The organism is Amycolatopsis sp. GM8 (assembly GCF_021653975.1).
GTDB lineage: Bacteria > Actinomycetota > Actinomycetes > Mycobacteriales > Pseudonocardiaceae > Amycolatopsis_E.
On sequence record NZ_JAJKFK010000004.1, the window covers coordinates 319,483 to 339,903 of the forward strand.

General features: G+C 66.6%; 16 protein-coding genes. 6 read left to right on the forward strand and 10 right to left on the reverse strand.

Annotation, left to right across the window (positions count from 1 at the left end; all coding sequences use genetic code 11):
• Positions 1 to 56: 56 nt before the first annotated feature.
• The 3 genes from LOZ83_RS20080 to LOZ83_RS20090 all read right to left on the reverse strand — a co-directional run bounded on the left by LOZ83_RS20080 (position 57) and on the right by LOZ83_RS20090 (position 3,130).
• The gene (locus LOZ83_RS20080; RefSeq protein WP_236792391.1) at positions 57 to 1,385 is read right to left on the reverse strand and encodes a chloride channel protein; all 1,329 of its coding nucleotides are present in this window, start codon (positions 1,383 to 1,385) and stop codon (positions 57 to 59) included.
• Positions 1,386 to 1,601: 216 nt separating this feature from the next.
• Complete coding sequence (locus LOZ83_RS20085; RefSeq protein WP_236792392.1) at positions 1,602 to 2,147, reverse strand: hypothetical protein; 546 nt, start codon at positions 2,145 to 2,147, stop codon at positions 1,602 to 1,604.
• A gap of 236 nt (positions 2,148 to 2,383) precedes the next feature.
• On the reverse strand, positions 2,384 to 3,130 hold the full coding sequence (locus tag LOZ83_RS20090) for an MFS transporter (RefSeq protein ID WP_236792393.1): 747 nt from the start codon (positions 3,128 to 3,130) through the stop codon (positions 2,384 to 2,386).
• Between the two features lie 261 nt (positions 3,131 to 3,391).
• Here LOZ83_RS20090 and LOZ83_RS20095 point away from each other — a divergent pair, with 261 nt between their 5' ends.
• Complete coding sequence (locus LOZ83_RS20095; protein ID WP_308190249.1) at positions 3,392 to 3,748, forward strand: ATP-binding protein; 357 nt, start codon at positions 3,392 to 3,394, stop codon at positions 3,746 to 3,748.
• 493 nt (positions 3,749 to 4,241) lie between these two features.
• Here the strand turns inward: LOZ83_RS20095 and LOZ83_RS20100 are convergent, their stop codons facing one another.
• Positions 4,242 to 8,084, reverse strand: a complete 3,843-nt coding sequence (locus LOZ83_RS20100; RefSeq protein WP_236792394.1) for a hypothetical protein — start codon at positions 8,082 to 8,084, stop codon at positions 4,242 to 4,244.
• 710 nt (positions 8,085 to 8,794) lie between these two features.
• Here LOZ83_RS20100 and LOZ83_RS20105 point away from each other — a divergent pair.
• Positions 8,795 to 9,169, forward strand: a complete 375-nt coding sequence (locus tag LOZ83_RS20105) for a recombinase family protein (RefSeq protein WP_236793493.1) — start codon at positions 8,795 to 8,797, stop codon at positions 9,167 to 9,169.
• Between the two features lie 218 nt (positions 9,170 to 9,387).
• Here LOZ83_RS20105 and LOZ83_RS20110 read toward each other — a convergent pair whose 3' ends face one another.
• Positions 9,388 to 10,446: an aminotransferase class I/II-fold pyridoxal phosphate-dependent enzyme gene (locus tag LOZ83_RS20110; RefSeq protein WP_236792395.1), complete on the reverse strand. Its 1,059-nt coding sequence runs from the start codon at positions 10,444 to 10,446 to the stop codon at positions 9,388 to 9,390.
• Between the two features lie 98 nt (positions 10,447 to 10,544).
• Here LOZ83_RS20110 and LOZ83_RS20115 point away from each other — a divergent pair, with 98 nt between their 5' ends.
• Complete coding sequence (locus LOZ83_RS20115; protein ID WP_236792396.1) at positions 10,545 to 12,011, forward strand: class I adenylate-forming enzyme family protein; 1,467 nt, start codon at positions 10,545 to 10,547, stop codon at positions 12,009 to 12,011.
• Positions 12,012 to 12,015: 4 nt separating this feature from the next.
• Here the strand turns inward: LOZ83_RS20115 and LOZ83_RS40450 are convergent, their stop codons facing one another.
• The 5 genes from LOZ83_RS40450 to LOZ83_RS20140 are packed head-to-tail and all read right to left on the reverse strand — an operon-like array spanning position 12,016 to position 17,952.
• A complete protein-coding gene (locus LOZ83_RS40450; RefSeq protein ID WP_236792397.1) occupies positions 12,016 to 13,938 on the reverse strand; it encodes a nodulation protein NodU in 1,923 nt (640 codons plus the stop codon).
• Between the two features lie 59 nt (positions 13,939 to 13,997).
• Positions 13,998 to 14,870 (reverse strand): TauD/TfdA family dioxygenase, encoded by an 873-nt coding sequence (locus LOZ83_RS20125; RefSeq protein ID WP_236792398.1) that lies wholly within the window; start codon positions 14,868 to 14,870, stop codon positions 13,998 to 14,000.
• Between the two features lie 39 nt (positions 14,871 to 14,909).
• Positions 14,910 to 15,536, reverse strand: coding sequence for a 2OG-Fe(II) oxygenase (locus LOZ83_RS20130; RefSeq protein WP_236792399.1), 627 nt, complete (start codon positions 15,534 to 15,536; stop codon positions 14,910 to 14,912).
• Positions 15,533 to 16,567 (reverse strand): tRNA pseudouridine(13) synthase TruD, encoded by a 1,035-nt coding sequence (truD, locus tag LOZ83_RS20135; protein ID WP_236792400.1) that lies wholly within the window; start codon positions 16,565 to 16,567, stop codon positions 15,533 to 15,535. Before truD ends, LOZ83_RS20130 begins: the two co-directional genes overlap by 4 nt.
• Positions 16,564 to 17,952 (reverse strand): hypothetical protein, encoded by a 1,389-nt coding sequence (locus LOZ83_RS20140; RefSeq protein ID WP_236792401.1) that lies wholly within the window; start codon positions 17,950 to 17,952, stop codon positions 16,564 to 16,566. Before LOZ83_RS20140 ends, truD begins: the two co-directional genes overlap by 4 nt.
• A 592-nt stretch (positions 17,953 to 18,544) precedes the next feature.
• Between LOZ83_RS20140 and LOZ83_RS20145 the strand changes: the two genes are divergently transcribed.
• From LOZ83_RS20145 to LOZ83_RS40455, 3 genes are all read left to right on the forward strand, one after another.
• Entirely contained in the window at positions 18,545 to 18,754 is a 210-nt protein-coding gene (locus tag LOZ83_RS20145; RefSeq protein WP_236792402.1) for a hypothetical protein, read from the forward strand.
• 101 nt (positions 18,755 to 18,855) lie between these two features.
• Positions 18,856 to 19,746 (forward strand): aldo/keto reductase, encoded by an 891-nt coding sequence (locus tag LOZ83_RS20150; RefSeq protein ID WP_236792403.1) that lies wholly within the window; start codon positions 18,856 to 18,858, stop codon positions 19,744 to 19,746.
• On the forward strand, positions 19,743 to 20,402 hold the full coding sequence (locus LOZ83_RS40455) for a 2OG-Fe(II) oxygenase (RefSeq protein ID WP_236792404.1): 660 nt from the start codon (positions 19,743 to 19,745) through the stop codon (positions 20,400 to 20,402). The genes LOZ83_RS20150 and LOZ83_RS40455 overlap by 4 nt, the downstream gene beginning before the upstream one ends.
• Positions 20,403 to 20,421: the final 19 nt, after the last annotated feature.

Here is a 20,421-nt window from a genome sequence, read left to right on the forward strand (position 1 = left end):
TCTACTCGAGCCGTTCGCGTCGACGGGTTGCCGCCTCTTTCCCAGGCCGGCGGGTATTACCCGGCTCCACCGGCGTCGCTGCCCTCGGGATCGGCCGCGGGTGCGGGTCGCGGAGTCAGCCGGGCTGTGACGACGTATGCGACGACGGTGGAGACGATCACCAGCGGCATCACGGCAATGCCATCCGAGAGCAACAGCAGAGTCGCCAGCATGACGGAGGTGAGGGGGAGCATGAGCATGCTCGCGCACATCGCGCCCATGCCCATCGCCACACCGGCCACCAGCGACATCCCGGGTAAGTGCGACATCCCGACGCCGGCCGCAGCGCCAAGGAACAGCGAGGGGAACACGGGGCCCCCGCGGAACGAGCTGAGCGACAGGCCGTACGCCAGGGCCTTGCACACGAGCAGCACGACAATGGCGGTGACGGAGTAGCTGGACGCGTTCGTGATCAGCGGGCCCAGCGCCGTCTGGCCGGAGAACAGCACGTCCGACGAGCTCTTGCCGGTGATCTCGGCGTAGCCGATGGCGAGTGCGGCGATGACGATTCCCACCAGCGGCGTGAGGATGATCGCGCGCCCTTCGATCAGCGGGCGGACGAGCAGCGCGAGCCGCCGGATCGCCGTGCCCAGGAACGCGGCGGCGAACCCGATGGCCAATGCCCATCCGAACTCGGCGATGCTGAGATGGCTGAACGGAGGCAGGCCGGGTATCGACAGGGAGAACGTGCCGAGGCCGGTCCAGGTGTCCAGCCCGAGGAAGATGAGCGCGCCGATTCCGGAGGCCAGCAGGCCGGGCAGCAGCACGAGGATGAGCGTCTCCCCGCCCAGGCCCGAGGCCTCCATCAGGAGGAACGCTCCGAGGATGGGTGAGCCGAGCAGCGTGCTGACCGCCGCGAAACTGCCCGCCGACGCGATCATCGCGACGGCCTGGGCCGGCATGTCGCGCTGGGCGAGCCGTCCCGCCAGCACGGCGAGCCCGCCGCCGAGCATGATCAGCGGCGCCTCGGGGCCGAGCACGACGCCCAGGCACAGGGCAGCCAATGCGGCCAGCACGATGCCTGGCAGGTCAGCCGGAGCCGGCGTCCCGCCCGCCTTGAACCCGTCCGCCGGGGAGTGGCCGCCGGTTCCCGGTAGGTACCGGATGGCCAGTGCGACGAACAGGCCCGCGAGGGCCAGGAGCGGCAGCGGCCACCAGGACGGCGCGGTGGCGAAGCCCATCCTGACCGGAAGGCGCGTGAACAGTTCTTGCTGCAGATAGTTGACCAGTGCGAGGAAGCCGTATGCGGCGGCCGCGACCGGTGCTCCGAGCAGCGCCGACAACAGCAGCAGCCCGACATACTTCCTGCTGCGTACCAAGGTCCGTGGATCACCCGGCGTCGTCATCTCCCGTTACCCCCATCGCCGGCACGTGTCCGTGCCGGCTTCGGCGAGTTCGATCGCGAATCCCAGTGCCCAGGCCATGTTTCGGGCTGCGGAGAAGGTTCACCCGTCCGGGACGCCGGATCCGTCGCGTCAGCCTCTGCGGCGGCTGACGCGCCTGGCGGTGCGGCGGGCGGTGCGGCGGGCCATCCTGCGTGATCGGAACATGTCGTGTCTCCCTTACTTGGAGCTGGCAGCAGCCATTTCCTGCTCGTGCAATTCTTTCGCTTCCTCAGCCGAGACGAGTCCGATGCCGATCAGGTCCAGGGGACTGATGAAGCCTTCGCTGACGCGGAACCCGCCGGCGCGGACGACGGCGTCGCGGAACGGGATGGCCCAGCGGTGTTCCAGCAGCAGCAGTGCGGCCGCGCTGCCGTTGGGGATTTCGTCCAGCACATCCCACGCGTCCTCGTCGGAGAACGGCTGAATGTCGTCGGCGGCGGCCTCGGCCCCCGCTCGCGCGTCTTCGCCGGAACCCGCGTCGCCCTCGATGCCGAGCCCGATCAACGCCGCGACCTTGCTGCCGAGTTCGGCCGCTTCCTCGTCGGAGATGTTGCTCAGATGGGCCACTTCGATGTCGCCGTCGAGATCTTTGTGCACGGCAAGTGCGTCCACGACGCGAACGGTGTCGGTTGCGCGCAGGCGTTCCAGCTCGGCGATGATCTCACCGTGGAAGTCCGGCTGGGGAAACCCCAGTACGAGCAGTTGGATCGGGCCGATGGTCATGGTGGTTCCTCCGTATCCGTCGCGGTCGGTCGTGCCTGGCATCACCGTTCGAAAACCTGCCGTCCGGTTGCATCGCCCGACATGGGTGAACTCGCCGGGGTCGGACGGTCGAATCATCTGCTCGCACTGCTCGCGGAAGCACTGATGACCGGGTTGTTCGTGCCCGCGACAGCAGACGTAACAGGGAACGGTTAGTGGCGGACGTGGTAGGGGCCGGCTGAGTTCGTGACCCGCGTTCAGCGGGGTGTGCGTCCGGCGAACGTGACCGCGAGCGCTACCAGAGCCGCCCCGGCGCAGGCGGCGGCCACGATCGCGAACGGAGCGGCGCCGCCGGGGGAGTCGCCGAGAATCATGGCCACTGCCGCGCCTCCCGTTGCGGCGCCTACGAACCGCAGCATGTTGAACACGCCGAGGCCGGCGCCGGAGTCCGCTTCCTGTGCCGAACGGCTGGCCCCGGCGGCCGCCGGGGTCTGAGTCAGCGCCATGCCCGCCCCGATGCACGTGGCCGTCGCGACGAGTGTCCACATCGGACCCGGACCGGAGTCGCCGGATGCCAGGACGGCCATGAGGCCCGTTTCCGCCAGTGCCAGGCACAGCAGCCCGATTCGCAGTGCCTGGCGGGGCCGCCAGCGTTCGGTGAGCAGGCCCGCCGCCGGAGCCAGCACCGTCATCGCGAGTGGTAGCGCCACGACGAGTATTCCGGCCGTTCGGGAACCGGTGCCCCACCGCGTGGTCACGTACAGCGGGATCGTGAGCAGGGTGGCCGTCAGGCAGAACATCTGGCACATCGCGGCTACGGCGGAACGGGCGAAGCGCGATTCGACCAGCAGCTTCGGCGGGACGAACGGTGCTGCCCGGCGTCGCTCGATCACGACGAACGCGCCGAGCACGGTGGCCGCGAGCACGAACCCGCCCCACGCCAACGGTGAGCGCAGGCCAGACGCGCCCACGATCGAGGCGCTGACCTCTGCGGTAAGCGGCACAAGCCGGCCGGTTGAGCATATCCACGTCTGCGGTGAAGCTCCGCCGCCACTGTCGTCGTGGGACGACTGAACTGTCAGACTTCCGGTGGTGATAGCTGAGGTGATCAGTACACCGCACCGGACAAGAGCACGCGGTCAAGGTCAAGTCAGCGCGCTGACGCCCATGAGTGGCGAAGCGCATTTAGAACTGGCGCAACCCGGCCGTATCCATCGCGCCACAGTGCACGCCGATGCGGCCGTGGACGGCAAGCCGGCTACTCGGTGCTGTTCGACACCGCCAGCAACTGGATCGCCCGCCTCGCCGAAGCGCACCACTCCAACCGCCTCGAGGCCGAGCTCAAGAAGATCCGCCGCCACAAGCTGATCATCATCGACGAAGTCGGATATATCCCCTTCGACCAGGACGCGGCAAACCAATTCTTCCAGCTCATCGCCTCCCGTTATAAGCAGTGCTCGGTGATGGTGACCTCGAACCTGCCCTTCGGCCGCTGGGGAGAAACCTTCTCCGATGACGTGGTCGCAGCAGCGATGATCGATCGCCTCGTCCATCACGCCGAGGGTCTCCACCCTCAGCCGCGACTCCTACCGAACCCGGCAACGCCGCAACCTGCTCCGTAAACAACAGCAAAATCCCGAGAACACCCAGAGGGGCAACATTGGCAAAGCGTTGACAGCTTGGTTAAGGTAAACACGCGCGGACTACTCAAGCTACGATCCTCAATCCTCGCTCGCCGCGCCCGGGGCAAATCGACGTCTGCAAACAGCCGAATTCCGCCAGACGGCTCAGTGACTACGCGACGGCACAACCAAGCATTCACGCACCAGGCCCGCGACGACGCACATTGTTCGAGGACAACCCGGCATGGCCTGTCCTCGGTCGCGATGCGGCGCAGACACCGCATCTGGCTCGCTGACACCAAAGCCCGTTAACCGCACATTCTTGCGGACTGTTCGGTCGGCCAGCACGAACCTAGCACCTTCGGTGAGACGACGGCTGCAGCGCATGATCCGCATAGGCGGCTGTACCGTCGCCACTACCCACTCCGAGGCCAGCGGCGCCTAAACCATTATAAGAAGGCCATTCCAGACACGCCGACCGGCTTGAATCCGGTCAGTCCGCGAAGTCCGAGAGGTGCCCCGGGACGGGGTCGGCGTCGCTGACGAGCATCCGCTTGAACCCGCGAACGCATGCGAACGGGACCCGCGGATCGTCGATGAACGCCGCTGCCAGTGGGTTCGGGCTGACGATCACAGGCCACATCGTCCAGCCGACGGGATCCTCCGCGGGCAACCCGGTGGCGTTGAGCGCCGCCGTCGTCTGCCGCCGGAGCGCATCGGCTTTTGCCAGCAACTTTCCAACTTCCGCCTTGTCCGGGCTCGTCTTCTGCTTCGCCTTCGATCGCTCGCCTTCGCGCATACCGTGGAACTTTCGCACTTCATTCAGCACCTGTTCGATCGAGTAGGGCTTGTGCCGGTTCTTGGCTTCCACGACCCAGATCCGGCGACGGACGGGGTCGGCCACGAGAAGGTCGATCTCACCAGGGATGATCAAACCGTCCTTGGCGGCCTTGTCCGGGCGAAGTACCGCACGCACATGCCGGAAGCCGTTCTCCTCGACGGCAACGACGACTTCTTTCTCGAAAGCGCGCTGCCCGGCCTGCGCCCACTTCTTTACGACCGTGCGCAAGGCAGCCGGGAGGGACTCGTCCGGCCACGGAACCCGCTGGCTGCCGAGATAGTTCGCGAAGATCTGTTGTGTCGCATGGGCTTGCCGGGGGAGAACGCAAACCCTCGCCCCTGCCCCTTTCCTGGGCAGCCCGACCAGCGGGCGGGTCGCGAGCCGGGCTTGACGTCGCTCGACGTTCCAGAAGTCGACTCCGGTGGCGGCAAGACTTGCGTGGTTCAAGGTCAGTTCGCGCACCGCGGCCTCGACCTCGTCGATTGCCAGTCCCGACCACTCGACGACCGATTCGACAAGCGCGTCGACAGGGACATCCGCGACGAGCACATCACCGGACACCGGCCAGGCCGCAGCAGTTTGCAAAACGGCGAACAGACCCTCGAGACCGGTGCCGAGGCTGGCTCGTGAGGCTTGGTCGAAATCGAGCAGCGCTCGTCGCATCGCCTTGTTTCGGTCGTCATTGGGAGCTTCACTCAGCGCCACGCTGAACGACTGGAACGGTCTCTCCGTTTCGGTCGCCGGTTGGGGTGCGAACGACTCTTCGAACCGGTCAGTCTGTCGATCGAGGTGTACCCGCAGCAGCTCTGCGTTATAGGCTGCGAGGTCCAGACGCCCGGCGCTGACGTGGACCGTCACCACACCGTCCGAGGCGACCGTCACGTCCAGCTCCTCCGCGCCGGAATCAGCCGCGCTTGCCCGACCGCTCAGCTCGAGGGCAAGCGCGGCGAGATGAACCAGACGAAACCAGTCGCGGTCATCGAGACGAGCGTGCCCGACCGGAGTTGTGTGCATCATCTGTTCGAGGACTAAGTGAGCAGCCCGCCACCCCACGGTGTTCAGCAGAGCGTCCTCGGCCGTCGCGCCATCGATGGTTTCAGAGGACACCGAACGCCTAAAATCGTCCCGGCTGTTTCCCGCCAGCGTCCGCTCGATTTGAGCGGCCACGGCCGGAACCGCTTGCACGGGGTCGAAGCGGGCCAACTCCTGGTCGAGCACAGCTATGACCGCAGGCACCACCCGTTGCCGGAGCAGCCGTGTCGCTTCTGCCCCGGACGCCCGCAACGGACCGACCCGTTCCCCGTGCAGCACTCGCGCCAAGTCCCTTCGAACCCGGGCGTCCCCGACGGGAGCCAGCTGCGCAGTCGATGAAACATCCTGCACCGCGAATGGGCTGGCCACTTGTGCCACATGGAGTTGAACGGGCAGGTCTTTCCATCTCTCGAAAACAGCTTCGTACACCTCCAACGCAACAGAGTTGTCCGCCATAGCGAGGTCGAGGTCATAGGTACCATCCTCTGGCGGCGCCTCCGACGAGGTGACCATTGCGAACATCGCCAACCCCTCCGCGAGGGAAGCCCCCAGCAGACCATGGATGGTCTCCGAGTCTCGAAGCCCGACGAACCGCGGGTCGAAGGTCAGCACGATCTCGTCGTTCATCAGACCAACGAATCTGACCGGCCGATGTTCAGCATCCGGGAACGTCAGCGGTATGAGACCGACTCGCAATGATATGTCCGGAACCGGCAGCGAGATGCCAGGGACGATTTGGCGAAGACCGCTGCAAAGAGTTTCTGCAAGTGCAACCTTCAGTGAATGGTCAACCTTCACCTCCGACTCTCGCACCACGACGACAAACGAGCTCGTCGAGTTCATCAACGCCAAGCAGTACGGTTCGAGTGAAAGGGCAATTGCGCGATCATCGCCCAATTGCGCCCACCTGGGCCACTTCTCCATCCGCGGGAGGCCGACTTCGAGCGCGAGCAAGTCGAACCGTTCGACAGCGGCCAACCGTTCCCACTCTGCTGCGGTATCGGCGGGCAGAAAACCGAGCTCAAGTTTGTCGGCTCCGGAGCCGTGTAGAACACCATTCTTGCGGAATTCCTCCCAAAGATCGAAAATGCTCCAAGCTCTGGCCACCCGAACGCCCGGTAATGCCTTGAGTTCGTCGAGGAAAGCCCATAACTCCTCGGCTTGGCTCGCTTCACGCACGAGCCGGCTCCACTCCTCCACCCCGAGAACGATCGTGCCGCGACGGAATTCCTGTACCGACTTTCGCGGGCCGTCCACAAGAACGACCCTCGTCACCTCGACGTCGTCTCGGATGTCGACGGGATGTCCGTCGAGCACGGACAGGTCGAACGGATAGTCGCCGGGTGGAGGTTCATCGAGCTCCACCGGCTGCCCGAGCCGGACCGCACAGCCGGCGACCACCCGCTCGACCGCCCGTTTCGCCTTGTTGATCGCGATGGCGCTGTCACCGGTGGGATCGACCGCCAGACTGATCGCAACGAGGTGTCGCGCGGCGGACGCGATAAGGATCAAGGGGGCACTCCGGCCGATGTCCACCACGCGCGCGCCTACCAGGACTACGGCCGGGAACGCCAGCAGACTGCGGACCACCATGTTCTGTGCCTGGTCGAAAAGGCGGGCGACTGTGTCGGACGTATCCCGGCGTCCACGTATCGAACGCTCCAACCGAGCGGCTTCGCGCGCCAGGCGATGCGCCAGTTGGGCAAGGGCCTTAAGCATCAGCCCGCCCGGCATCGGGAGCAGCCCGGCACCGGTCGCCAACGCGAGGGCTCCCAACTCCTCGTATTCATGGCCCACATGCAGACGGGCGGACGCCGGCCTGGCGGTCGCCCAGTCAAGCGCACGCGCCAGGCGTTCCTTGTTTCCTTCTGCGACTGGTGCCAGTCTCTCGAGAAGCAATTCAGGCAGCGGCGAGTCCGCTGGTTGCGAGCGCCAGATGGCGAGTAGCCGACTGACCGCGTTCACTTCGGCCTGTGTCACCGTCGCGGGGTCGTCGGACCTGCCCACCCGGTCACGGACCCAATGCGACTTCACGACCTCCCTTTCCAGCCCCATTATCCGCAGCCCAAGTTCGGTCAGGTCGCTGACGCCGAAACCGAGCGAGTCCTGCAGAACCGGGTCCACGGCATGGGCGAGGCGCCGGATGAGTTCCAGCGTCTCCCGAGGCCGGTCGAGGCAGCCGGGGTGGAGCGGCCACAAGACGTCCGACCATTCCACCGTGACCTTGAGCCGTGGATCTGCGGGAACCCAGTCTTCCGTCGCGAGGTAACCATCGAAAGCCAGCGTCGGCGCCAGTAGCCAACCTGAGAGATCCTCCGATGTTGCTTCACGTCTGCCGATCGAGGGGTTACTCCACGTTCCGACGAGAAGCGCAGCCAGCGTCGGGAGGCGGTGTACGGCGGACGGTGATGAGCACGCGGCGTGGATCACGGCGTGCACGCTCTGCGGCTCGAACCCACTCACAGCGGCGGCAATAGCCAGACCCACTGGAGGTGGCAACCAGTCGCCGGGACGGTCTGCAGCGGGGCGGGACGAAGGACCTGACATTGGGGCTCACCGTTGGGCTTGATGGTCGAATAGAGGCTTAGGGTCCCACAGAACGATCTTGCACGTGTACCGGATTTCGCCGGCGACTTCCTGCGGTGCCTCAACGGCCCGGTGCCCTCGGCGACGTCCGGAGAGCACGGCGACACGGGCGAGTACCCAGATTGCGACGCACTCGGGGTGGCTGGACTACCGACGGCGACCACGAGGTTCTGTCCGAGCGCGACGAGGACGATGATCACGGCCGCAAAAACGCCGAACATAAGCAGAAACGCCGCAAACCAGCACCAGGGCAGCCGCGTGACCACCATGCTCCCCGACGGCGATACTCACCGCCGGGTCGGTGACGAGGCCGACCGACAACGGCACGCGCGGGGACACCCCGGGTGAGCCGGACGGCGCATCTGCGTCCCTCATTTCACGTGGTGATCTCAAGCGCTGCGTTCATGCGTGGCAGATTCTGCATCTGAGAGGCGGACCGCATCCGAACCCACGGAAGACGGCAGAGGATTATCGACTGCGCGTGCTCGCCATCGACGAGACAGCGGCCTAGGTGGTGCGGCGGATCTTCGCGGAGTACCTGGCAGGCAAGGGCGATCGGGCGATCGAACGGTCTGAACCGCGATGGCATCCCCTGCCCGTCGGCTCGGCGGCCGAAGCAGAACCGGCACCGTTTGGCCGATGGCTGGCAGGGCAACGCAGTTCGCGTGATCTTGGAGAACCCGCGCTACACCGGCGCGTTCTTCGGCCGATGGACCAAACAGGAGACGCTCCTGGACCCGGAGGATGTGTCCGCCGGTCATGTCGTCCGTTCTCGGCGCCCGGCACATCCGGCGATCATCTCGGTGGAAACGTTCACGGAGGTACAACTACTGCGCAGGTCGCGCGCCGCAGGTGGTCTGGATGCTCGCCGGAAGCTGGAACGTGGGCCGAAGAGGACCAAGAAGGTCTATGCGCTGCGGGTGCCAGGGTTCAGCCTCGGAAGTCGATTCAAGACGGGGTGAAGCGAGTGCGACCCGTGCGGTCGTCATGCTATTCAGTGCTGACACTCGTGCTAGCCCTGATGGTTCGCGCGGCTGACGGGCTGGCCTGGCAGGGTTCGGATTGGGTTTTGGCGGCGTTTTCTGGTTGTGGGGTGTGGTTGGGTGGCCCGTTCAGCGGGTGGCTGCCGGGGGTCGTGCCCTGCGGAGTGGCGTAGGAACGGCTCCGCGTGATCCACTGCTCAAGATCCGTAGCCGAGCAGGGAGGTGAACTCGGCCAGCACATCCGTTGTCAGGTCCGGATCACCGACGGTGAAACGGATGTGCCCGGACAGTCCCTCGGCCTCGGTCAGCAGCCGGATGCGATAGCCGCGCCGGGAGAATTGTTCCTGCAACGTGGTCGCGGCCAGTGGGGTGCCGACGGGGATGGTGAGGAAGTTGCCGCCAGACGGCAGCGGTTGATGGCCAAGACTGGACAACGTCGCGACCGCGTGCTCCCGTGCCTTGCCGATGTCCGACCAGATGCGGCCCAGTTCGGCTTCTCTAGCCATGAGCGCTCTGGCCATCTGCACCGCGATCGCGGACACGGTCTGCTCCGTGCGCTCGCGTGCCAGCTCGGCCACCAGTTCCGGCTCGCCGGCCAGCAGAGCCAGGCGGGCCCCCGCCAGGCCGTGTGACTTGGACAGGGTCTGCACCACGACCACGTTGGCGCCGCGGCGAGCCAGGTGATGTGTCCACGGGCCGGTGAAAGCCTGGTAGCAGCTGTCGATCACCAGCAGATGGTCCCGCTCGGCCGCTATGCGGACAAGATCGTCGAGGACCGGTTCCGGGGTCGTCCAGCCAGCGGGACCGTTCGGCGTGCTCAGTACGACGAGCTGACCAGAGGTGCGGGCGGCGGCCTCGCACAGGCTCCGGTTCGCCTGGTCCGGTTCGCCGGCGATCCGCTCGACGGCCAGGCCCGACCGGGCGGCCACATCCTCCCACGCGTCATAGTTGGGCCACTGGAGAAGCAAACCGCCGGTCCCGTGCCGTACCTGGCGCCAGGCCAGCAGCCGGATCGCACAGTCCGAGCCGGGAGTCAGCATGAACTCCTGCGGATTCAGCCCGACGTGGCCCGCGATGTCGTCGATCGCCTCGGCGGTCACCGGATATCGCCGGATCAGCGTCGGCCCCAGGCCGGCCAGCGCCTCCTCCAGCAAAGTGTCCATGTCCTGGTGCAGCAGTTCGTTGCTGCTCAGATTGCGGCGATTATCAATCCGCCGGCGCTTGTGCGCGGTGAGCACTTTTCCGCCTTCGTTCATCGTCCACCCCCGGTGGCAAGAATAGCCAACACAAGCTCTGGAGAACAGGCCGGCGGGCGTGCTACTTTCGTTATGTCGCTGTCCGGTCAGGGGGTGCTGTGAGTCAGCTGGAGAGTATCACGCAACGTGTGGAGCGCTTGGCTCAGGAAAAGGCTGATGATATCGCGTTGATACTGCCGAAACGGTCGGGTGAAGACCGTCAGCTGACCTGGCGTGAACTGAACGGAAAATCGAACCATCGTGCTCGGCAAATTGCCGAATGTGGTGTCGGGGAATCAACGGTCGTCGCGGTTGCGCTACCCGGCGAGCTGGATCACGTGATCACGACGTTGGCGGCCTGGAAAATAGGCGCGACCGTGGTTCCGGTGGATCCGCACCTGTCCGATGCCGAGGTCGACCACATCGTCTCGGTGATCTCTCCCGGACTGTATGTGACCCGGTCGGCGTGTTCGCCGGACTGCCCGAAGATCGACCCCGAGGTCTGGGCCGATGGCTGGTCCGAGGAGAATCCTCCACCCCCGTCAGGTGAGCCGAGGAGCGCCTCGACGACTGGTGGGACGCAGGGGCGGCCGCGGGTCATCCATCGCAAACGCGGGTGGATGTTCGACCCGGACGGTATTCCCACACCGCACGAACGACGTATGGGATTCACCTCTTACCAGACCCATCTGGTCGCGGCGCCGCTTTTTCACAGTGGCTTCGGCGCGCTTTTCGGTCCGCTCGGACTTGGTCATCGGGTGGTTCTTCTCCCGCGCTTTCACCCGTCGTTCGTGCTGGATTGCGTGGAGCGCTACTCGGTGAATTTCATGCGTCTGGTTCCGACCATGATGAAGTTGTTGCTCCTGCCCGGCGCGCGTATCGCCGATCGCGATCTCTCGTCCATCGAGGTGATTCATCACGGCACCGCGTCCTGTCCGCCGAACGTCAAAATCGCGTGGTTCGACCTGGTTGGTCCGGAACGAGTTTACGAGGGTTATTCGTCGCAGGAACAGTTCGCCTATATCTATATCCGTGGTGACGAATGGCTGGCCCGGCCCGGAAGTGTCGGACGGCCGGATCCCGGGGCCGTGGCGATTGTCGACGAAGCCGGGGACCAGGTGCCGGCCGGAACGACGGGGCGGATCTTCCTGCGGTCCAACGACGGCAGCGGGCCGGACTATCTCGGTGCGGGAGAACAGCTGCCGTCCTGGCAGGGGAAGTACTTCACCGTGGGCGACCTCGGTCATCTCGATGACGCCGGTTATCTCTATGTCCAGGGCCGGGCGAACGACCTCATCAATGTCGGCGGGATCAGCGTGTACCCGGCGGAAGTGGAAGCCGTGCTGCTCGCGTCGGACCAGATCGTCGACGCGTGCGTCGTACCGGCTTCGCACCCGGTGCTGGGCCAGGTCCCGCACGCTCTTGTCGTGCCCGCGCAGGGAACCGAGCTGTCGTGGCCCGAGCTGGAGGCCTACTGCCGTGCGCGCCTGTCGGCCCACAAAGTGCCCCAGTCGTTCACGGCAGTGGACGTGCTGCCCCGGACCGGGGCCGGGAAGCTCCGGCGATCGGCGCTGACCGTTGAGTGACCGGTCAGCCGGCGTCATCGTCGGAGCGGTGGGGCACCAGCGGGTGGGTGCCGAAGGCGGCGAAGTGGACGGCGTTGCGTTCGATGGTCCGCTCCGCCCGAACCCGGAGTCCGGGGTCGTCGGCCAGCCGGCGATCGAGTTCGATCCGGACCTGGCGGGCCTGCTCCGGGTCGCGGATGTCCAGCCGCTGCGACAGCGGCAGGTCCGCCAGGTACAGGTGGAGCAGCAGATCCGGCAGCTGATGCGGATTGTCCCGGTCGCGCACGGCCCGTACCCGCTCGGCGGGCAGGTCGGTGAACGGAGCCCGCGTACGGGGCCGCGGCCCGTCCGCGGTGAACTCGGCGAAGCCCTGGAGTTCGATCCGCGTCCGGTTCACGTACGCCACGCGGATTCCCCGGCTGAGACAGAAGTGCAAGGCCTCGACGATCGAGTCGATGATCGGCTCGCCCTTGTCGTTCAGCGAGGTGTTGGCGAGCATGGGCACGCCGGTACGCCGCTCGAACGCGAGGATCAGCTCGTGGAGTTCGCGGTTCTGGGCCCGGGAGACCGACTGGACCCGTGCCGACTGGTCAAGATGCGCCACCGTCGGTATGCGGTCACGTCGATCCGGTCGGATGGTGAAGGTCCGCAGCATGTACCGCGACGGTTCCGGCGCCTCGAACCAGTCGCTCATCCGTTCCTCGAGGACGACCGGAGCGACCGGGCGCCACCACTCCCGTTGCTTGATCTCGTTGAGCTTGTCCTTCGTCGTCGGGGAGGACGGATCGCCGAGCAGGCTCCGATTGCCCAGCGCGCGCGGTCCCACCTCGGAGGCGCCGTTGAACCAGGCCACCGGTCCGTCGAGCAGGTCGTCGACCGCGATCTGTTCGTCGTACTCGGCGACGCCGGCGACGAACTCGTCGAACTCGGCGAGGGCCGCCGCCAGATCTGTGTCCGTCCGGCCGAGATACGCACCCGGATAGGTGAACCGCAGCCGCCGCTCGGCCTTCTTGTGGAAGGCGGCCAGGCCGATGCCGACCGACTGACCGTCGTCGCCCACGCTCGGCGGCGCCAGGAAACCGCGGAACCCGAACCGTTCCATCAGGTGCGAGTTGGTCGGGCAGTTCAGCGCATAGCCGCCGGCCATCGCCAGGTGCGCGTCGGCGGGGTCGATCGCCCAGGTCTCCAGCGTCCGCCGGACGTTGCGTTCCATCAACGCGACCGAGAAGGACTGCACCACCTTCATCACCGCGCTGATCAGGTTCTCCTCCGGGGTGAACGCGTCGTCCAGGGCCAGGGTGGGACCGACCTGTCGCACGATCTCGTCGAACACCTCCTGCGACCGCTCCACGACGTCGGCGCGGTCGAACCGGCGTTCTTCCAGCAGCGGCAGCCAGTCGCACTCACCGCTGGCCTTGCTGGCGGTGGCCAGCGCCATCAGGCTGCCCTCGCGCATGCGGAACCGGTCCCGCGCCTCGCAGTACAGCGGTCCCGGCGACTCGACGGGAAAGAACGCGACTTCGCCCGCCCGGACGACACAGCCGGCGAACCAGTGCGCCTTCGGCACCCGGTCGAGCAGCCGGTCGGGACCGCGGTCGACCGCGAACCCGACGATCGTGCCGTCATAGAAGACTTCGCTGTCCAGCAGTATCGCGCTGTAGAGGTGCGACACGCTGTGGAAGGCGAGATCGGGCAGTTCGTGCACGAGGTGGTAGTTCTCGTCGCGGCTCAGCTCGGGGTTACCCCAGATCTCGACCAGGTCGTGGAGGCCGATGCCGTGTGGCGCCAGCAGGTTGTTGATGAACTCCACCTGGTCGGTCAGGTCGAGGAACGGCGTGCGGTGCATCTTCTGGCCGGTGATCCGCTCGAGTTCCCAGTGGTTGAGCAGATCCACGCGCGGTCCGTCCTTGCGCCACAACGAGATGTTGTGGTCGTGGCGGAGTCGCACGTTCGCGACACGGTGCAGTCCCGGAGGGTTGAGATAAGTCGAAAGGTAGTAACCGTCTTTCATGCGTCCGCCTGCAGCTCGGTGAAGATGTGGACCTTGTACACACGGCGTGGCGTGAAACCCGTCTGGCCATCCGCACCGGTCACCTCGGTCGGAAACGGCCGCCGGCCGTGCGCGACGCGCAGGTTGTCGAGAATGATCAGCTCACCCGCCTCGAGCTCGACCTCGAACTTGACCTCCGGACTGTTGAGCGCCTCGTCGAAGGCCATCAGCGCGTTCAGCCGGTCGCCGGACAGGCCGGCCCGCTGGGCGAGCAGCACGATGTAGATCCAGTAGCGGAACTGCCAGGTGCCGTCGTCATGGCGGTACAGGATGGGCTCGTCGCGCTGTGCGTAGTCGAATTGGTGCTCGGTGCTGATGGCCGTCGTCGTCATCAGTTCCAGCACCGACTCGGCTGGGTCCGGACCGAGGTCGGCGTACAGCTTGCGCACGGCGTCGTCCACCCGGGCGATGGTGGTCTGCCCGTTGTCCACCGACTCGTTGTCCACTTCGATGCCCTGATGCATCATCAACATGGCGTGCAGCTGCGGGGTGACGGGCACCTGGCTCGCCGCGGTGTGCAGGGCGAGAACCTGTCCGAACGTACGCTTCTTATAGGACTCGGTATTGCCGAGCCAATCCAGCGGCTCATCCGGCGAGGGCGTCTCGCCCTCCTTCACCATCGGCGCCAGTTCACCGAGCTGGCGTCCGAAATGGACCAGTGCGACGCCGTCGACGGGAAAGCCGCGAACCACGACGAGTCCGTCCGAGCGCAGCGCCTCGACAACCTCGCGGCGAAACCGGGGATCGGCGTTGTGGCCGGTCGGTGCGCCCGTGTAGTCGAGCCTGCGCAGTTCCAGCGGCCGGATGTCCGACTTGAGCGCGATCGTCATGATGATCACCTTTCGAGTGTGCCGATCTCGTCACGAGGATCAGCGGCGGAATGTCGCGGTCAGCGAGCGGCGCGGCGCCGGGGCCGACGAGGAGAGCGGTTCGACGGCGTGCCAGGACGACTCCGAGCGAACGAGTACGGCGCTGCTGCCCAGCGCCGGCGCCAGCACCAACCGGGGATGGCTCACGTCCGGTCGGTCGAGCACCAGCAGACGGCCTCGGTCGCTTTCGGACCAGGACTCGGTGAAGTAGAAGATCTGCGTGACGACCTTGTCCGGTTTGTCCACGTGTGGGGCGAGCCAGTCGCCCTCGCGGTATTCCCAGACCGCGAGCGAGAGGGACGCGTCGGCCAGGGGAATGCCGGTCAGCTCGGTCATCGCCCGCCGGTAGGCGGACCCGTTGAGCGCCATGGCGAACGCCGCCCAGTCGGGATCGTCCGCCACGCTTTCCGGGTCGAGATCGGCCGTGCCGAATCGGTAGGTCTTCTGCCGTTCGCGTTCCTCGCAGTCGGTCAGGCTGATCTTGCCGAATGCACGGGACAGGCGCAGTGCGGTCGCCGGCGGCACGACGGTGGGCAGATACGCGTGGTCCCACGGGTTCCGGACGAGGTTCGCGGCGCGCAGGCAGGCGACGATCTCGGTCTCGATCTCACTGCCGGCGTCTGTCATCCGGCCCCTCCCGCCAACGTCGCATACGACGTGATCTGCCGCAGCGCAGCGGTGGCGTAGCTGCCGGACGGGAGGAAGAAGTTCAATGCCACCCGGTGCCTGCCCGCGTGCTCCGGATCGCCCTCGACCGGCCCGACCGAGATGGTCGTCTGCACCACGGTCGTCCGTTCGGACGCGGTGGTGACCGGTTCGCCGTCGACGAACCCGTACCGGGTGAAGGGCAGGACCGGGCTGGCCGCGAGCACCTTGGCCGACGCGAGCGGTGAGTTCACGTACCGGAACGGGATCCCGTCGACGACGGTCTCGAAGTCCTTGCCTCCGCAGGTGGTGCCGACGAGCGCTCGCAGTGCCGCGTTCCAGCCGTGCGACGAGTGCGCAGCGAGATAGAAGGACGCCGTCCGGGGATCCAGCGCCCGGAAGTGGTCCTTCGGGTGACCGGTCCATCCCGCCGCCGTCGCGCTCTCCGGCGCGCCCAGCCCGGCGAGTTCGTGCAGTGCCTCGTCCCACCGGCCGTCGACCATCGCGGCGCCGACCAGATGGGTGCGCTTGGGCCCGTTGGGCACTCCGAAGCGCTGCGTGTCGTAGTAGTTGAGGAAGAAGGTGGTGATCTTGCGCGCCCCGGCGAACCGCTCGGCGAGTTCGGGCGCCATGTTGCGCACTACGACCCGGAAGCCGTTCCCCTCCAGCCGGCCGATGCTCAGCGGAGCCGGACCGTAGCCATAATGGTGCAGTTCCCACCACCGGCCGTCTTCCCGGGCGCCGGGCAGGTCCGCGGCCACGGCCTGGGCGGGAACGGCCACCAGCTGCTCGGTGACGCCGTCCTCATCCTTGAGGCCGCCGTAGGTGACCTCGGTGCTCGCCACATCCAGTGCCGCGGCCAGATGCCTGATGGCCTCCATCGTCGTATAACCGGACTTGCGTAACAGGAGATAGCGGTACTCCGCCGTCGCGTCGGCCAGCGGGACCACCATGGTCTCGCGTACGACGAAATCCTCCGGGACGTGCTTGAGCACCGGCCCCCGAGCGGTCATCGATCTTCCTCCTCGATCCGTGCTCCGAGCCCGCGCAAGGAGCCGACCAGGTCCGGGTATCCCCGGGCCAGATGGTGGGTTCCCGTCACGACGGTTCGGCCGGGCACCCGGAGCGCGGCGAGCAGCAGTACCGCCGCGGCCCGCAGATCTGGAGCGTGCACGACGCGGTCGGCCACCTGCGGCGGACGGACTCCGGCGATCTCGACCGCCCCGTCCCCGGCGGTGAGCTGCACGCCGAGATCCCGCATGCCTGCCACGTAGCCGAACCGCTTGGGCCAGACCGTCTCGCGGATCGTCGTCGTTCCTTCGGCCAGGCAGGCCAGCAGTGCGAAGAACGGATGGCAGTCGCTGTAGATGCCCGGCGAGGTCACGACGATCTCCGCCGGCCGCAACGTTTCCGCGGGGTGCACGATCAGCTCGTTCGCGGTCGAGTCGAGTCCGATGCCCATGCGGTCGAACACCTCGCGTTCCGGACGCAGCGCCGCCCAGGCGCGCGATAGGCCGGCGCCGCGGATGCGCAGCGGTCCGTCGGCCGACAACGCGCCGGCGGCCACCCAGGTGACGACCTCGATCAGGTCCGGCAGTAGCCGGTGCAGCACGGGTTGGTCCAGCGCCGCCGGCCCGCGCCCGTGAATCACCAGCGAACCGGTCAGGGTGGTCTCGATGTCGGCGCCGAACTCGGAGAGCACGGTGATGAGATCGGTGACGTCGGGCTTCGGGTAGGGATTGTGCAGGAGGCTCGTACCGTGGGCGACCGCGGCGCACAGGATCGCCATCTTGCTGGCCCCGGAGTACAGTGGACCGGTCCGAAGTGGACGAATAGCGGTGTAGTCGAGCAGATCGATCTCGCATCCGCGCAGACCCGCCGTGGCCAGAATCCTCGGGTTCCCGGCCCGGTCGGCATCCACTACGGCGCCGAAGCGTTCGAGCACACTGAGGTACTGCTCGATCGGACGCTTGCCCTCGGCGCTGTCCCCGATCCGGCAGCCGCCGTCAGTCGGGATTGCGACTTCTCCCAGGCGCGCGAGCAGGCCCGGCACCAGGTAGACGGAGCCATGGATGCGCTCGGCCGCGACGGTGAACGACTCGGCGCTGGTGATTCCGGCCGCGTCGACGACAAGCGAACCGATGCCGCGGTGCGCGACACCCCCAAGGTCGCGGAGCACGTCGGCCAGCACGTCGGTCTCCACCAGAGCGGGACAGTTGGTCACCATCAGCGGGGCGTTGGCCGTGCACGCGGCGCCGACGATCGTCACGAGGGAGTGCTTGAAACCAGAGACATCGACGTGTCCACGCAGTCGGGCAGGCCCACTGACCACGAGAGTGTCCTGGGCGAGACCCTCCGCCGGGGTGGCCTCGGCGCCGGTCCAGATGCTTGTCGTCATGCCGTGTTCGTCCCCCCAATTCAATTCGTGTGATAACCCGATGATCACCGGCGGCGGGCACGTCAATGCCACCGCGATGCACGCGGCGAGCTTCCCGCGAAGAGAAGATGCGGCGACCGACCAACGCGCCGAAAAGACCCGGCGCTGGTCGGTTTTAACTGGGCGTACAAGGTGTTCTCGGGCCGTCCCGTCGTCGACCCATCCCCCAGAATAAGTACGTGAACCATCACGCAGCGTACGCACACCTTCTTGGGCAGTGCAACCACCTATTGGCAAGGTGTGGCGATGGTGCGGCGATCAATTCCTCGGATGGCTTCTTGCGCCACTTCGTCCCGTCGTGTAGGCATTGAAAGGGAACCTCGCGGGTTACGGCCGGTGCGCCGCGCGAACGCAGGGAACCGTTCTGCACTTGGGGAAGGGAAAGAGCGCTGTGCGATTTTCGTTCTCCGCTTGGGCTTGCCGACGATGGTCGTGCGACTTGTTTGTCGACCGCTGAACTTTCATTCTCGACACTAATCGAATTTCTGGCGGCTCGGCAGATTGCCCGGTGTGCGCCCGTGTCCACATTCAGGTAAATCGGATAAGGGGAACCATGCCCATCCTGGATATCAACGCACTGCTCGACGATCTTGGCGCAGATCCGGGCCTGCGGCGCGAGTGGGAGCTGAATCCGGACGAGGTGGGCGCGCGGTACCACCTCACCGACCGGCAGCGTGAGCTTCTGTCGCAGGGAGATGTGGACGGCCTTGTCGCGGAGGGACTCGCCGAACGGCATGTCCAGCAGATGCGCGTCTCGTGGTGAGGGCACACCACCGCACTGACTGAGACCACGGTGTGGCATTTGGGGGGACCTTGCATATCAACACGCTGGGTGGCTCCGGTCTGCGCATCCCGTGTGTCGCAATGGGATGCGCGCAGCTGGGCGCCGACGTGACAGGCTCGGACGCGATCACGCTGGTACGTGCCGCGCTCGCCGAAGGGCTGACCTTCTTCGACACCGCCGACGTCTATGCGGGTGGCGAGAGCGAACGCCTGCTCGGCCGGGCACTGCGCGGGCGGCACGATGAGTGCGTAGTGGCCACCAAGTACCGTCATGGTGCCTGTCCCGGAGCCGGACGCAAGAGCGTGCGGGTGGCGGTGGACGGCAGCCTCCGCCGGCTCGGCGTCGACTATATCGACCTGTTCCAGCTGCACGCGCCCGATCCGGCGACACCCCTGGCGGAAACCGTCGGCGCGTTGCAGGACCTTGTCGGCCAGGGGAAAATCCTTTATTTCGGGCTCGGCAACACCACGGCGGCCGATGCGCTGGCCGCTGCCGAACTCGCCTCGCCCCGGGTCCCGGTCACCAGTGTGCAAGCGCCCATGAGCTTGCTGGACATCGCGCGGCTGGACGCCCTCGGACAGCTCGCGAACCGGACCGGGATCGGCCTGCTCGCCGCGGCGCCGCTCGCCCGGGGGCTGCTGGCGGGTTCCTACGATCTCGGCCGGCGCCCGCCGCCGGGGCATGCGCTGTTGTCCCGCAAGGGATTCGGCTACTGGACCGACCGGGGACGCGCCGTCGCGGAACGGGTGCGGCAGGTCGCCGCCACGCACGGCACGACTCCGGTGCGGGTGGCGCTGTCGGCTGTGCTCGATCACCCAGGGGTGTCGGCGGTCGTGGTCGGCTGCCGCTCGCGCGAGCAGCTGAGCGGCTGTGCGGACGTTCGGCCCGGCCTGCTCGACCCCCTGACGATCGAACAACTGCGCGGCGTCCTGACCACAGACACGATATCGAGCAAGGAGCCAATCACGTGAGTAACGTCATCGACTTCGACGAGATCGTCGCCGCGCAGTTCCACGACGAGCCATACCCGTGGGCGTACTACAGCAAGGCATTGCGTGATCCGCAGGGCCTGGCCGAGGTCTTCCCCGATATCGGCTTCGGCTGGCACTCGCAGCGGCAGATCCTGGAGAAGCTGGGGAAGAAGGGCAGCGACGCCTGGTACCAGCACAGCGTCGCCACCCGGCCGCTGATCGAGCTGGGGAAGACGGTGCCGTACGACTCCGCGTCGCTCGACGACCGGTGGCTGGCCTTCGCCGAGGATCTGCTCTCTCCCGAGTACCGCGAGAGCCTGACCGAATCCACCGGCCACGACGTGCGCGGGCTGCGGATGCAGGCGCATTTCTGGCGGTTCGAGGAAGGATCGTTCTTCCAGCCGCATGTGGACAAGGCGCACAAGATCGTCACGCACCTGATGTACCTGACCGAGGAGTGGACCCCGGAGATGGGCGGGTGCTTCCGGGTGCTGTCGTCCGATCAACCGGACGACGTGCACATCGAGATTCCGCCGCTGCCCAACAACTCCATCGTGTTGCGGCGCACGGACAACGCCTGGCACTCGGTCTCCGCGATCCCCCGCGGCAGCGGGCAGACCCGGCGGCTCGTGCAAGTGTGGTTCTGGGGCGAGTGACCCCGCTGGTTTCGGACGA